Raw genomic sequence first — 13,956 nt, 5'->3', positions numbered from 1 at the left:
CAGGGTTGGCTTCCGGCACTCTTCGCGACGCGTACGCGGGGCATTACGCTGGGCCGACCATCGACCGTACGGATACGAGAGTGAGATCGCGTGGCATGTGACCTCTGGCTGGTCCCCCTCGTCGATGTGCTGTGCCACAGCCCCGACAACCCCTTCGCCGAAGAGATCGCCGCGTACGACAAGGCGCTCAGTGATGCCGGTTTGCCGCCCGTACCCGTCTTCAGTTATATGCCGGGACTGTCCGGGGATGTCGCCCCGGTGGCCGGTTTCGACTACGACGCGCTGCACTTTCTCCGCCGTGCCTATCTGCTGCAACTGTGCGGACTCGCGGTGACGCCGGTGGACGAACTGGGCGGGGACTACGAGCAGTTGCTGGAGATGTTCGAGCCCACGGCCCAGCAGTCGCATCTGGTGTGGCACTACGACCACGCGGGGGCGTATGTCCCCGTCGATTTCCAGAGCCCGCTGTCCAACGACGAACTCCTCGAGGGCGGCGGCCCGTTGGGATCCAGCCACGGCCTGCTGCGCGAGCTGGAGGCGGTCGCCCCGGCGCTCGGCATCGATCCGTCCAACCCCCCGGCCGCCCCCGCGCCCCCGGCCCGCCCCACGAGCCTGGAGGAGCCGGCGGCCTCGGTCCCGTACGAGGACAGCCCCTTCGCACGGGAGCGCCATGTCTGGCTGGGTCTGCACGCGGCGGCGACGCGCAGCCTGGGCCAGGGCTCGATGATCGTCTTCAGCTAATCGCTCCTTCGGCTTACCGCTCCACCAGGCGTCTACGACAGGCGTCTCCGACAGGCGTCTACGAGAGGCGTCGTGGCCGTCAGCGGGGCGGCTCCGGAGGACGCTGCCGCGGCATATTGGGCCGGGTGGGGCCCGGCGGCAGCGGAAAGCGGCTCGCGGGGCTCCCGCTGTCCGGACGGGAGCCCTGGGCCATCAGCGCCTGCGTGACCATCGGCGCCGCACCGGCCCCGAAGTCCACCATCCAGCCCGCCGTCTCGGCCCGTACCAGCTCCGACACGTCCTCGCAGAACCGCCGCAGCACCGACAGACACCGCTCCACGGCCTCGCTCGCGGTGCCCTCGGTCGGGCCCAGCACCTCCCGCACGCTCTCCGACGCCCAGTCGAACTGGAGCGCCTCCAGCCGCCGGTGCACCGCCTGCGCCGTGGCCACGTCCCGCATCCAGCCGGACGTCAGCCCGAAGAACCGGTCGCCGCCGACGCAGGCGACCGCCAGCAGCAGCGCCAGCGCGCCCCACCCGCCGCCGCCGTCCAGCGCCCCGTTCAGATCCAGCAGCGGCAGCACGCCCCCCACGACCGCCGCCACCGCGGCGCCCACCCGCAGCACCCGGGCGGTCCGCCGCTTCCACACCCGTTCGGCGAGGTACCACCCCGCGACCTCCAGGGCGCCCTCCTCGACCCACCGGTACAACTCGTCGAGCCGCTCCGCCGGCTCCCCCCAGTCGCCGTGCGGGAAGGGCCGACCGAGCAGGTCACCCTGGGCTCTCGCACCCTCCTGCCGAGGGAGCCCCTCGGGCTGCATCTCCGGCTGACTCACCGTGCAACTCCCTCTGCGGCGGCGTTTCTCCTGGCGCGCGGCTGATGCGCGACCACCATTCCTACCGCCGAACGGCTGGCCACGAAGACCCGATCACGGGTTTTCAGCCCGTAAGAGCTGCCCCATCGGGTATAGGACCGACCACCCCTCACCCAAAAGAGTGTCCCCGCTCACCGGATCCGGGGCTGGTCGGCTCGGCCGGGGCCGTGTACACGCACCGAAGGCGCGAGACGAATCCCGCGGCCGGACACCTCACCCACCGCCCAAGGCGCTGCCCCACGCGGCAGCGGCCCCAGCGCGGAGCGGCCCACCGTGCGGCAGCCCCCAGCGCAGTAGCCCCGTCGCGCGCAGGGTGGCAGCCCCCACCGCACAGCGCCCCGTGCCCGAGGCAATGGGCGGAGCGGCCCACCGTGCGGCAGCCCCCAGCGCAGTAGCCCGTCGCGCGCAGGGTGGCAGCCCCCACCGCACAGCGCCCCGTGCCCGAGGCAATAGGCTGCATACCGTGAAGGTCCTCGTCATCGGCGGCGGCGCCCGCGAACATGCCCTGTGCCGCGCTCTCTCCCTCGACCCCGACGTCACCGCACTGCACTGCGCCCCCGGCAACGCCGGCATCGCCGAGGTGGCCGAGCTGCACGCGGTCGACGCGCTCGACGGCGCCGCCGTCGCCGACCTCGCCGCCTCCCTGGGGGCGGGCCTCGTGGTCGTGGGGCCGGAGGCCCCCCTCGTGGCGGGGGTGGCCGACGCCGTGCGCGAACGGGGGATCCCGGCCTTCGGGCCGTCCGCCGAGGCGGCGCAACTGGAGGGCTCCAAGGCATTCGCCAAGGACGTGATGGCGGCGGCGGGCGTGCCCACCGCCCGCGCCTATGTGTGCACCACGCCCGCCGAGATCGACGAGGCGCTGGACGCGTTCGGCGCGCCGTACGTCGTCAAGGACGACGGCCTGGCCGCGGGCAAGGGCGTCGTGGTGACCGAGGACGTCGAGGCCGCCCGCGCGCACGCGCTGGCCTGCGGCCGGGTGGTGATCGAGGAGTTCCTGGACGGCCCGGAGGTCTCCCTCTTCGCGATCACCGACGGCGAGACCGTGGTCCCGCTCCAGCCCGCCCAGGACTTCAAGCGCGCCCACGACGGCGACGAGGGCCCGAACACGGGCGGCATGGGCGCGTACTCCCCGCTGCCCTGGGCCGACCCCGAGCTGGTGGACGAGGTCGTGGCCACGATCTGCCAGCCCACCGTCGACGAGCTGCACCGCCGCGGCACGCCCTTCTCGGGGCTGCTGTACGCGGGCCTGGCGATCACCTCGCGCGGGGTGCGGGTGATCGAGTTCAACGCCCGCTTCGGCGACCCGGAGACCCAGGTGGTCCTGGCCCGGCTGAAGACCCCGCTGGCCGCGGTGCTGCTCGCCGCCGCCACCGGCCGCCTGGAGGCAGAGCCGCCGCTGCGCTGGAGCGACGGCGCCGCCGTGACCGTGGTCGTCGCCTCGCACAACTATCCGGACACCCCCCGCACCGGCGACCCGATCACCGGGCTGGAGGAGGTGGCCGAGCAGGACGGCCCCAAGGCGTACGTCCTGCACGCGGGCACCAAGCGGGACGGCGCGTCCGGTGAGGTGGTGAGCGCGGGGGGCAGGGTGCTCTCCATCACCGCGACCGGCTCCGACCTGGCGAAGGCGCGCGAGCGGGCCTACCGCGCGGTGGGCCGGATCGGCCTGGATGGCTCCCACCACCGCTCGGACATCGCCGCGAAGGCTGCGGCCGAAGCGGCCTCGTAAGACAAGCCGTAAGACGCGTAAAGCGACGCTGTAAGAAGAGTCTCAAGCGGTGTCCCGGGCGGGCCCGCGAACGGCCCTGAAGCCCGCTTGCGCCTGTTCACACGGGGCCAGGCGTCGCCATCGCGAAGTTCCCGGTTTTACCCAAGGCCATTCCATCGGGTGAGCGCTTCCGCATCCTGCTGACGCACGCCCGGCCCCCAACTAGTGTGCCGCTCAGGCGAGGTGCGGCAACTGGCCCACCGGCATTGCGGAGTGGGCGGCCAGTGCGACAGTGGGTGGGGAGACAACGCCGCCGTCGTCCGCTGTTCAAACATCGGCCGGACAGTAGGGGGTGATGAGAACCGTGGCAGGTACCGAAGCAGGTGCCCTGGCGGCGCGCGCTCGCGCCCTGGCGGTACTGCGCATCCGGAGCACCGCGCTCGCGGTCGCGCTCCTCCCGGCCGCGGCCGCCGTCGTGCTGCTGGCCGGAAGCGCCACCGGCAGCGTCGGCGGTTCCCAGGACCAGGGCTGGACGGCCCTGCGCTGGGTGGTGACCGGGGGCGCTCTGCTGGTCCTGCTGCTGGCGGCGGCAGTGGCCGCCGTGGTCGTCCGGGCCAGGCCCGCGCTCACCCCGACGGTGCCCATCGCCGAGGAGACGGCGCCCGATCTCTACCGGCTGGTGCGCGATCTGGCCGAGCGCCTGGAGGTGCCCGCGCCCTCGGCCATAGCGCTCACCCCCGACTGCGACAGTTGGCTGGAGGACCGTACGCATCCGGCGCACGCCCAGCGCCGGGAGCATAGGGACCGCGGCGCCCTGGCGGTCGAGGAGCCCCGCTCAGCACGGGGCGCCCCCGGCCCGGCGAGCGGCGCGGACCGGATCGTGGACCGCCCCGAGCGGCGGGTCCCGCAGGCGCCGGTGCTGGTGATCGGCTCGCCGTTCCTGTGGTGGATGCGGGTCGCCGAGCTGCGCGCGCTGCTCGCCCCGGTGGTGGCGGGCACCGGCCCGTCCGTCCACCCCGACATAGCCTCCGCCCGCCGCTTCGTGCGCGGGCTGGACGCCGCCGTGGCCGTCGCGGCCCAGGGCGGCGAGCCGTCGTCCGGCCCCGCGCCCGCCCTGGTGGCGGTGGTGCGCCGCCCCGCCTTCGCCTTCGTCGGCTGGGTCGCCCGGCTGCTGCTGCGCGGCTGCCGGGACCATGCGGCCGAGATGGAGCGCGCGGTCGCCGCGGCCGCCTCCGAGCGGGCCCGGTCGGTCGACTACGGACTGCGGATCGTCGCCCAGGAGCAGGTGGGCCTCGCCTACGCGGGCTGGGACCGGCTGCTGACCCGGGTCGCGCTGCCCGCCTGGCGGATGGGCCGCTGGCCCTCCCGGCTGGACGCGGGCGTGGTCTCGGCGCTCACCGAGCTCTCCCGCCGCGACCGGCTCGCCGAGGGGTTCACCTCCCGGCTGAGCGAGCGCCCGGCCTGCGACCTCCTGGAGGAGCCCGGGGTGATGGACGAGGCCACCTCGCTGCTGGCCGCCCGCCTCTTCCACGGCGGCCCGCCGGAGCCGGGCCCCGACTGGTCCCCGGTCGACTGGAGCGCGTATCCGGAGGAGGTCGTGGACCGCAAATGGCGGCAGGAGGCCGCCCGGCTGAACCGCCTCCTGGACGAGCGGGAGGACACCCACGACCTCGTCGGTGCCGCTCGCACACCGGCCCCCGTGAGCGCGCCCGTGCCGCCCACCCTGGCCCGGGTCATGGACCGGCTCACCGCCACCGCGGCCGACCCCGCCGACGGCCCCGACGGCGGCGCCCCCGGGCTCGCCGCCCGGCTCAGCGTCGAGGTGGCCCGTGAGGAGGCCGCCGCCACCCGGGCGTACGGCAAGGGTCCCGCGGCGGGGGCGGAGGGGGCCGCGGGCGGGTCCGGCGGCGACCCGTGGATCGACGACTTCGCCCCGGCGTTCCCGCTGCAGCCGCCGCGCACCGGCCGCGAGCTGCTCGCCGACCATGTGACCGCCATGGTCTGCTGCGCCGCCGTGGACACCGCGGGCGCGGCCCCCGGCCTCGACTGGCTCGACGGGCCCGCGCTGCTCGTCGGCGGGCGGCGACGGGCCGATCTGGCCCATCCGGTGCTGAGCCTGGTGGAGGACGGCGACGACGGGCCGCTGCGCGCCTGGCTCGGCGAGGTGGGGGTCCGTCCGGAAAAGCCCGTCCGGCTGGTGTAGGCGCGCATATTGCGCTGGATCCGGTCCTATGTCCAGCCTTGTCGCGCGTTCGGCGTCTGTTCCGGCAAATTAGCGACTATGGGTGACGGAGTAGGTGCGTAATGTGATGTGCTTGGATCGGTCGCTGTTCGCCCGGCCCACGAGTTCCGGCCCACCGGCCCGGACCGCCAGACCGGCCCCGCAGCCCGGCCCACAAGGCCGGACCCGCTGCGGTGCGGTGTGCGAGGACAGCGGGGCGAGGTGCCGCCGGGCACGCAGGGGAGGGGAACAATTGTGGGGACGGACCAGATCCGGCGCTGGGAGTCAGGAGCGCTTGCGCACGCGGTGACGGATCCTTTCGGCCAGGGCCCGCTGCCCTGGCTGCGCGACAGTGAGAACTACTTCGACGACACCGGGCGGGTGGTCCCGTGGTACGTCGACCATGTCCAGCACTCCGGGGCCCACCCCGGGGCCATCGACCGGGCGGCCGGGCGGGTCCGCGCGAAGGGGCCCGCCAGGATCCCCGGCCCCCGCACCGCCGACGATGTCCACCGGCAGATCAAGGGCTTCCCCTCCGCCTCCGCGGCGGCCCCCGGCGAGGCCATCGACTTCCGGATCACGGTGGACCCGCCCCAGCAGTTCAGCGTGGACATCTACCGCATCGGCTACTACGACGGCGCCGGCGCGCTGAAGATCACCACCAGCCCCCGGCTGTCCGGGATCGTCCAGCCGCCCCCGCTCACCGCCGACCGCACCGTCTCCTGCCACCACTGGTGGCTGTCCTGGCGGCTGCAGATCCCCTCGTACTGGAAGCCCGGCGCCTATGTCGCGGTACTGACCACCGTGGACGGCTACCGCAGCCACATCCCGTTCACCGTCCGCGACCCGCGCCCCTCCGATCTCCTCCTCGTCCTCCCCGACCTCACCTGGCAGGCGTACAACCTCTACCCGGAGGACGGCCGGACCGGCGCCAGCCTCTACCACGCCTGGGACGAGCGGGGAAAACTGCTGGGCGAGTCGGAGGCGGCGATCACCGTCTCCTTCGACCGGCCGTACGCGGGCGCGGGGCTGCCCCTCCATGTGGGCCACGCGTACGACTTCATCCGCTGGGCCGAGCGCTACGGCTACGACCTGGCCTACGCCGAGGTGAGCGATCTGCACGCGGGCCGGGTCGACCCCACCCGCTACCGGGGGCTGGTCTTCCCCGGTCACGACGAGTACTGGTCGGCGCCGATGCGCCGGACCGTGGAATCGGCCCGCGACAGCGGCACCTCGCTGGTCTTCCTCTCCGCCAACACCATGTACTGGCAGGTCGAGCTCACCGCCTCGCCCTCCGGACCGGACCGGCTGCTGACCTGCCGCAAGCGCCGCGGCCCCGGCCGCTCGGCGCTGTGGCGCGAGACCGCGCCCGAACAGCAACTGATCGGCATCCAGTACGCGGGCCGGGTGCCCGAGCCGAGCCCGCTGATCGTGCGCAACGCCGGCCACTGGCTGTGGGAGGCCACGGGCGCGGAGGAGGGCGATGAGCTGCCCGGCCTGGTCGCGGGCGAGGCCGACCGCTACTTCCCGCGCACGGTCCTGCCCGAGCACCTCCGCCGCATCCTGCTGGCCCACTCGCCGTACGAGGACACGGAGGGGGTTGTCCGCCACCAGGAGACTTCGCTCTACCGTGCCCCGAGTGGCGCTCTGGTGTTCGCGTCGGGGACGTTCGCGTGGTCGCCTGCGCTGGATCGTCCGGGGCATACGGATGAGCGGATTCAGCGGGCGACGGCGAATCTGCTGGATCGGATCTGCAAGCGGGGTTGAGGCGGGCGGGTCCGATTCCGCAAGCGGGGTGACCCCTACGACACCGGGGCCAGGGACGGCGCCGTCCGATGTCATGTGCGATCTCCGCGTCGAAGGGCGGCTGGGCGCGCAGCCCGCCGCCGATGGGGTCGGCGGCCTCGTACACCTCCACCCGCAGCCCGGCGCGGGCCAGGGTGACGGCGGCCGCGAGCCCGTTGGGGCCGCTGCCCACGATCGCCGCATCGGCCATGCCACACCTCCCATACGGCCCGACCGGCCCCCTCCGTCGCGTGTCCCGAAGCCCTCCGGCGCGCGTTCTGCCGCACGAGTTCCGCCTGCGAGGTGTTCGAACCGGCACGGAAGCGGAACCCGAAGCGCCGGGCCCCGCGGGCCGCGCCTCGCGCCCCGCCGCCGGTCACCGCCGCTTCGTGCGGCAGAATCGAGGAGGGCTAGGACAAATGGACAAAAGCATCAGGAGGAAGCGTGTCCGGATTCGTCGAGAAGCCCGAACCGGTCGAGGTTCCGGGCCTTCAGCACCTGCACACCGGCAAGGTGCGCGACCTCTACCGGAACGAGCGCGGTGAGCTCGTCATGGTCGCCAGCGACCGGATCTCCGCCTACGACTGGGTCCTGCCGACCGAGATCCCCGAGAAGGGCAAGATTCTCACCCAGCTCTCCCTCTGGTGGTTCGATCTGCTCGCCGACCTCGTCCCCAACCACGTCCTGTCCAGCGAGCTGCCCCCCGGCGCCCCCGCCGACTGGGAGGGCCGCACCCTGGTGTGCCGGTCGCTGCGGATGGTCCCGGTCGAATGCGTGGCGCGCGGCCATCTGACCGGCTCCGGCCTGGCCGAGTACCGCGAGACCCGTACGGTGTGCGGGATCGCCCTCCCCGAGGGGCTGACCGACGGCTCCGAGCTGCCCTCCCCGATCTTCACCCCGGCCACCAAGGCCGAGGTCGGCGAGCATGACGAGAACGTGGCGTACGAGGAGGTGGCCCACCGCATCGGCGCCGAGCCCGCCGCCCAGCTTCGCCAGGCCACCCTCGCCATCTTCAACCGGGCCCGGGAGATCGCCCGAGCCCGCGGGATCATCCTCGCCGACACCAAGTTCGAGTTCGGCTACGCGGAGGCGACCCTGGGCGCGGAGGGTGCCGAGCCGGTGCTCGCCGACGAGGTGCTGACCCCGGACTCCTCCCGCTTCTGGCCCGCCGACCAGTGGCAGCCCGGCCGCGCGCAGCCGTCCTTCGACAAGCAGTACGTCCGCGACTGGCTGACCTCTCCGGCCTCCGGTTGGGACCGCGCCAGTGAGCAGCCGCCGCCCCCGCTCCCGGCGGAGGCCGTCGAGCGGACGCGGGCGAAGTACGCGGAGGCTTACGAGCTGCTGACCGGCACCCGCTGGAAGTAGGCCGCAGAACGACCAAGGGTCCCGGCCGATCGGCCGGGACCCTTGATGCACGGAGCGGACGACGAGGCTCGAACTCGCGACCTCAACCTTGGCAAGGTTGCGCTCTACCAACTGAGCTACGTCCGCCTGCGCCGGACTTTTCCGGTTCGACGCGCCTCTACTATAACCAAACCCTCGACCGGTGAACTACCACCCGGGTGTCGAGGCCGCTCAGGGCGGCGGCGCGGAGCGCTCGGGAGCGCTGAGGAGCCGCTCAGAGCCAGCCGTGTTCCTGGGCGATCCGCGCCGCCGCGTGCCGGTTCTCCGCCCCCAGCTTCGCCGCCGCGGCCGACAGATAGTTCCGGACCGTCCCCTGGGAGAGCGCGGCGCGCTGGGCGATCTCCGCGATGGAGGCGCCGTCCACCGCCAGCTCCAGCAGCTCCGCCTCCCGCGCGGTCAGCGGGGAGTCTCCGGCGCTGATCGCGTCGGCGGCCAGTCCGGGATCGACATAGCGGGACCCGCCGTGCACCGTGCGGATGATCTCCGCCAGCCGCTGCGCGGAGGTGGTCTTCGGTACGAACGCGCGCACCCCCGCCTCCAGGGCCCGCTTGAGGTGACCCGGCCGGCCGTGGCTGGTCACGATCATCGTCCGGCAGCCGGGCAGCTCCGACCGGAGCGCCGCGGCCACCGAGACCCCGTCCGCCTCCGGCATCTGGAGGTCCAGCACCGCCACATCGGGCCGGTGCGCCCGCGCCATCGCCAGCGCCTCGGTCCCGGACGCCGCCTCCGCGACCACCAGCAGATCGTCCTCGAGCGCCAGCAGGGCGGCCAGCGCGCCCCGGATCAGATGCTCGTCGTCGGCCAGCAGCACCCGGATCGCCGCGGTGTCGTTCACACGCCCCTCCCAGCGGGACCTCATCCAGCGCGGCCCTCGCACAGGGGCCTCTTTCAGCGGGACCACACCGACCCGGCACGCCGTCACTTTCCCTCAGCGGCACCGCCGTTCGCTCCCACCCCGGCCCCGGCCAGGGATTCTGGGCCTGAAAACGCCTGAGGCGCCGGTCGATTCGACCGGCGCCTCAGATCTGGAGCGGACGACGAGATTCGAACTCGCGACCCTCACCTTGGCAAGGTGATGCTCTACCAACTGAGCCACGTCCGCATGCCTCCGACCAGCTTTCACCGATCGGCGCGTGCATCACTCTACCTGATCCTCTTCAGCAAGAGGGCGATAGACGATGAGAGCGGGTGACAGGGATCGCACACTGCGCCTCCCCCTTGGAAAGGGGGCGCTCTACTACTGAGCTACACCCGCATGGTGTCTTCCTCGGGGTTTTGGCCTTTCGGCCTCGCCCCTCGGCGTGCTCCAGACTTTAGCGGATCACCCGGGGTGGTGTGCAACTCGGCTGAACGGGTCACTCAGGCCGACTCGTTGAAGGCTTCGTAGACCTTCTTGGGGATCCGGCCGCGCGGAGGCACCTCCATGCCGTTCGACCTGGCCCAGGCGCGCACCGCGGCCGGGTCCGGGGCGACATCGGTGCGGCGGTACGTCTTGCCCGAGCGGGCCCGCTTGCGGCCGGCCTCCACGTACGGCGCGAGGGCGTCGCGCAGTTTCGACGCATTGGCGGAGTTGAGGTCGATCTCGTACAACCTGCCGTCGAGTCCGAACGTGACCGTCTCTTCCGCTTGGCCGCCCTCGAGGTCGTCGGAGAGCGTGACTACTACGCGCTGCGCCACGGATATCGGTCCTTTCGGGCTGCATCGATGCGTTGACGTGCAAAGATGTCAGCTGTCCAGTTGTGTCCAACAATGCTTTTTCATTTGTACAGCGACTGGCATTGCATTGTGAACCCCGGTAATTCCATCCGCGTGTCACGCCGCGATCGGGACCATACGTTTTTCCCCGACCTTTCCCCATCGGTTGCCACCGACGATGCTTAAACGTGACCGAACCCTTGCATATCTACTCGCGTAGAATTTTCGCCGGGGTAGGCTTGGGCCACCGCCTTACGCACCAGCACCACACCACCGGGAGTGCCAGTGGCACGCGTCGTAGTCGACGTCATGCTCAAGCCGGAGATCCTCGACCCCCAGGGCCAGGCGGTGCAGCGAGCACTGCCCCGCCTCGGTTTCGAGGGGATCGCCGATGTCCGTCAGGGCAAGCGCTTTGAACTCGAGGTGGAGGGCCCGGTCGACGATGCCGCCCTCGCCCGTATCCATGAGATCGCCGAGACCTTCCTGGCGAACACCGTGATCGAGGACTTTTCCGTGAAGGTCGAGGTCGGCGAGGGTGCCGACGCCACCGCCGTGAAGGCCGAGTCGTGACCGCACGCATCGGAGTCATCACTTTCCCCGGCACGCTCGACGACCGCGACACCCAGCGCGCGGTGCGCACCGCCGGCCTCGAAGCCGTACCGCTGTGGCACCGCGACAAGGACCTCAAGCAGGTCGACGCGGTGATCCTGCCGGGCGGCTTCTCCTATGGCGACTATCTGCGCGCCGGAGCGATCTCCCGGTTCTCTCCAGTAATGGAGTCGGTGATCGATCAGGCGAAGGCCGGTATGCCGGTGCTTGGCATCTGCAATGGCTTCCAGGTTCTCACCGAGACCCATCTCCTCCCCGGTGCGATGCTGCGGAACAACCATCTGCACTTCATCTGCCGCGATCAGAAGTTGCGAGTGGAAAACGCGGAGACCGCCTGGACGCGCTCATACGAGCAGGGCCAGGAGATCAACATCCCGCTGAAGAACATCGACGGACGCTATGTCGCCGATGAGCGTGTCCTCGATGAACTCGAGGCCGAGGGACGCGTCGTCTTCCGCTATGAGGAGCTCAACCCCAACGGCTCGCTCCGCGACATCGCCGGTATCTCCAATGCGGCGGGCAATGTCGTCGGCCTCATGCCCCACCCCGAGCACGCCGTCGAACCGCTGATCGGCACCGGTCGCACCGACGGTCTCGGATTCTTCACCTCGATCCTCAAGAGGCTGGTCAGCGCATGACCCTGGACACCACCAAGCACGCGGCGCAGACCCCGGACGACGGGCAGCCCTGGGCCGAGCTCGGTCTCAAGCAGGACGAGTACGAGCGCATCCGCGCCATCCTGGGCCGCCGCCCCACCGGCGCCGAGCTCGCGATGTACTCCGTCATGTGGTCCGAGCACTGCTCGTACAAGTCGAGCAAGGTCCATCTGCGGCAGTTCGGTGAGAAGGCCCCCGAGAGCGACGCCCTGCTCGTCGGCATCGGCGAGAACGCGGGTGTGGTCGACGTCGGCCAGGGCTACGCGGTCACCTTCAAGGTCGAGTCGCACAACCACCCCTCGTACATCGAGCCCTACCAGGGCGCGGCCACCGGCGTCGGCGGCATCGTCCGCGACATCCTCGCCATGGGCGCCCGCCCGGTGGCCGTGATGGACCCGCTGCGCTTCGGCGCCGCCGACCACCCCGACACCAAGCGGGTGCTGCCCGGTGTGGTCGCGGGCATCGGCGGCTACGGCAACTGCCTGGGCCTGCCCAACATCGGCGGCGAGGTCGTCTTCGACCCCTGCTACCAGGGAAACCCGCTGGTCAACGCGCTCTGCGTGGGCGTGATGAAGCATGAGGACATCCATCTCGCCAAGGCGTCCGGCGCCGGCAACAAGGTGATCCTCTACGGCGCCCGCACCGGCGGCGACGGCATCGGCGGCGTCTCGGTCCTCGCCTCCGAGACCTTCGACGATTCAAAGCCCACCAAGCGCCCCGCCGTCCAGGTCGGCGACCCCTTCCAGGAGAAGCTGCTCATCGAGTGCACCCTGGAGGTCTTCAAGGAGGACCTGGTCGAGGGCATTCAGGACCTCGGCGGTGCGGGCCTGTCCTGCGCCACCAGCGAGCTCGCCAGCGCCGGCTCCGGCGGTATGCGGGTCGAGCTGGACACCGTGCCGCTGCGCGACTCCTCGCTCTCCCCCGAGGAGATCCTGATGAGCGAGTCGCAGGAGCGCATGTGCGCGATCGTGAAGCCCGAGAAGGTCGACCGCTTCCTGGAGATCTGCGAGAAGTGGGACGTCATCGCCACCGTCATCGGTGAGGTCACCGACGGCGAGCGGCTGGAGATCTACTGGCACGGCGAGCAGATCGTCGACGTCCCGCCGCGCACCGTCGCCCATGAGGGCCCGGTCTACGAGCGCCCCTACGCCCGCCCCGAGTGGCAGGACGCGCTCCAGGCCGACGACGCGGACAAGCTGCCGCGCCCGGCCACCGCCGAGGAGCTGCGCGAGCAGGTCCTCAAGGTGGTCGCCTCGCCGAACCAGGCGTCCAAGTCCTGGATCACCGATCAGTACGACCGCTTCGTCCAGGGCAATACGGTCCTCGCCCAGCCCGAGGACTCCGGCATGGTCCGCGTGGACGAGGAGACCGGTCTGGGCGTGGCCGTCGCCACGGACGGCAACGGCCGCTACGCCAAGCTGGACCCGTACGCGGGGGCGCAGCTCGCGCTCGCCGAGTCGTACCGCAATGTGGCCGCGTCCGGCGCCACGCCGCTCGCCATCTCCAACTGCCTCAACTTCGGCTCGCCGGAGGACCCCGCGGTCATGTGGCAGTTCGCGGAGGCCACCCGCGGTCTTGCCGACGGCTGTCTGACCCTGGGCACCCCGGTCACCGGCGGCAATGTGTCGCTGTACAACCAGACCGGCGAGGTGGCCATCCATCCGACGCCGGTCGTCGCCGTCCTCGGCGTGATCGACGATGTGGCCCGCCGCACCCCGATCGCCTTCGCGGAGGAGGGCCAGCTGCTCTATCTGCTGGGCGACACCACGGCGGAGCTGGGCGGCTCGGCCTGGTCCCAGGTGATCCACGACCACCTGGGCGGACTGCCGCCGAAGGTGGACCTGGAGCGGGAGCGGCTGCTCGCCGAGATCCTGATCTCGGCCTCGCGCGACGGCATGGTGGACGCCGCCCACGACCTGTCCGACGGCGGTCTGATCCAGGCGCTCACCGAGTCGTGTCTGCGCGGCGGCAAGGGCGCCCGGATCGTCGTCCCCGACGGTCTGGACCCGTTCGTCCTGCTGTTCTCCGAGTCCGCGGGCCGGGCGGTCGTCGCCGTACCGCGCAGCGAGGAGGTCCGCTTCAAGGACATGTGCGGGGCGCGGGGGCTTCCGGCGGCCCGTATCGGTGTGATCGACGGCGACGTGATCGACGTCCAGGGGCAGTTCTCCATCCCGCTGGCCGAGCTGAGGGAGCCGTACGAGGCGACGATCCCGGGCCTGCTGGCCTGAGCCTGCTGTCCTGAGAACCTGCGTCCTTGCGACGTACGGCCCGCTCCCTGACGGCA

General features: G+C 71.7%; 11 protein-coding genes, 3 tRNA genes and 1 pseudogene. 8 read left to right on the top strand and 7 right to left on the bottom strand.

Going from position 1 to position 13,956, the window contains the following annotated elements:
• Positions 1-90: 90 nt before the first annotated feature.
• Positions 91-741 carry a hypothetical protein gene (locus J5X86_RS00345; protein ID WP_014053817.1) on the top strand — a complete coding sequence of 217 codons (651 nt, stop codon included), beginning with the start codon at positions 91-93 and terminating at the stop codon, positions 739-741.
• A gap of 79 nt (positions 742-820) precedes the next feature.
• Here J5X86_RS00345 and J5X86_RS00340 read toward each other — a convergent pair whose 3' ends face one another.
• Positions 821-1,555: an SLATT domain-containing protein gene (locus J5X86_RS00340; protein WP_208514856.1), complete on the bottom strand. Its 735-nt coding sequence runs from the start codon at positions 1,553-1,555 to the stop codon at positions 821-823.
• 502 nt (positions 1,556-2,057) lie between these two features.
• On the opposite strand from J5X86_RS00340, the gene purD reads away from it, so the two are divergent.
• From purD to J5X86_RS00325, 3 genes are all read left to right on the top strand, one after another.
• A complete protein-coding gene (gene purD, locus J5X86_RS00335; RefSeq protein ID WP_208514855.1) occupies positions 2,058-3,323 on the top strand; it encodes a phosphoribosylamine--glycine ligase in 1,266 nt (421 codons plus the stop codon).
• A 334-nt stretch (positions 3,324-3,657) separates the two neighbouring features.
• Positions 3,658-5,505, top strand: coding sequence for a hypothetical protein (locus J5X86_RS00330; protein WP_208514854.1), 1,848 nt, complete (start codon positions 3,658-3,660; stop codon positions 5,503-5,505).
• A gap of 273 nt (positions 5,506-5,778) precedes the next feature.
• A complete protein-coding gene (locus J5X86_RS00325) occupies positions 5,779-7,290 on the top strand; it encodes a N,N-dimethylformamidase beta subunit family domain-containing protein (protein ID WP_208514853.1) in 1,512 nt (503 codons plus the stop codon).
• A 112-nt stretch (positions 7,291-7,402) separates the two neighbouring features.
• On the opposite strand, the pseudogene J5X86_RS00320 reads toward J5X86_RS00325, so the two are convergent.
• Positions 7,403-7,519, bottom strand: a pseudogene (locus J5X86_RS00320) (FAD-dependent oxidoreductase); the annotation flags it as partial.
• Between the two features lie 233 nt (positions 7,520-7,752).
• On the opposite strand from J5X86_RS00320, the gene J5X86_RS00315 reads away from it, so the two are divergent.
• Complete coding sequence (locus tag J5X86_RS00315) at positions 7,753-8,673, top strand: phosphoribosylaminoimidazolesuccinocarboxamide synthase (protein ID WP_208514852.1); 921 nt, start codon at positions 7,753-7,755, stop codon at positions 8,671-8,673.
• A 53-nt stretch (positions 8,674-8,726) separates the two neighbouring features.
• Here the strand turns inward: J5X86_RS00315 and J5X86_RS00310 are convergent.
• The 5 genes from J5X86_RS00310 to J5X86_RS00290 all read right to left on the bottom strand — a co-directional run bounded on the left by J5X86_RS00310 (position 8,727) and on the right by J5X86_RS00290 (position 10,389).
• Positions 8,727-8,799 (bottom strand) — tRNA-Gly (locus tag J5X86_RS00310).
• Positions 8,800-8,926: 127 nt separating this feature from the next.
• A complete protein-coding gene (locus J5X86_RS00305; protein WP_208514851.1) occupies positions 8,927-9,571 on the bottom strand; it encodes a response regulator transcription factor in 645 nt (214 codons plus the stop codon).
• A 167-nt stretch (positions 9,572-9,738) separates the two neighbouring features.
• Positions 9,739-9,814: transfer RNA gene (locus J5X86_RS00300), tRNA-Gly, on the bottom strand.
• An 81-nt stretch (positions 9,815-9,895) separates the two neighbouring features.
• A tRNA-Gly gene (locus J5X86_RS00295) sits at positions 9,896-9,967 on the bottom strand.
• A gap of 104 nt (positions 9,968-10,071) precedes the next feature.
• Positions 10,072-10,389 (bottom strand): Lsr2 family protein, encoded by a 318-nt coding sequence (locus J5X86_RS00290; RefSeq protein ID WP_078642639.1) that lies wholly within the window; start codon positions 10,387-10,389, stop codon positions 10,072-10,074.
• Between the two features lie 303 nt (positions 10,390-10,692).
• On the opposite strand from J5X86_RS00290, the gene purS reads away from it, so the two are divergent.
• From purS to purL, 3 genes are read left to right on the top strand one after another with little or no spacing between them, the layout of a single operon-like run.
• Positions 10,693-10,977 (top strand): phosphoribosylformylglycinamidine synthase subunit PurS, encoded by a 285-nt coding sequence (gene purS / locus J5X86_RS00285; protein WP_078642640.1) that lies wholly within the window; start codon positions 10,693-10,695, stop codon positions 10,975-10,977.
• Positions 10,974-11,654 carry a phosphoribosylformylglycinamidine synthase subunit PurQ gene (purQ, locus tag J5X86_RS00280; RefSeq protein ID WP_093463487.1) on the top strand — a complete coding sequence of 227 codons (681 nt, stop codon included), beginning with the start codon at positions 10,974-10,976 and terminating at the stop codon, positions 11,652-11,654. Before purS ends, purQ begins: the two co-directional genes overlap by 4 nt.
• Positions 11,651-13,900 carry a phosphoribosylformylglycinamidine synthase subunit PurL gene (purL, locus tag J5X86_RS00275; protein ID WP_208514850.1) on the top strand — a complete coding sequence of 750 codons (2,250 nt, stop codon included), beginning with the start codon at positions 11,651-11,653 and terminating at the stop codon, positions 13,898-13,900. The genes purQ and purL overlap by 4 nt, the downstream gene beginning before the upstream one ends.
• Positions 13,901-13,956 lie beyond the last annotated feature (56 nt).

The sequence above is a fragment of the Streptomyces sp. NEAU-YJ-81 genome (genome assembly GCF_017592595.1).
GTDB classification, from domain to species: Bacteria; Actinomycetota; Actinomycetes; order Streptomycetales; family Streptomycetaceae; genus Streptomyces; species Streptomyces hygroscopicus_B.
Note: the sequence above shows the minus strand (reverse complement) of the source record. Positions and strands in the feature narration are given on the sequence as shown.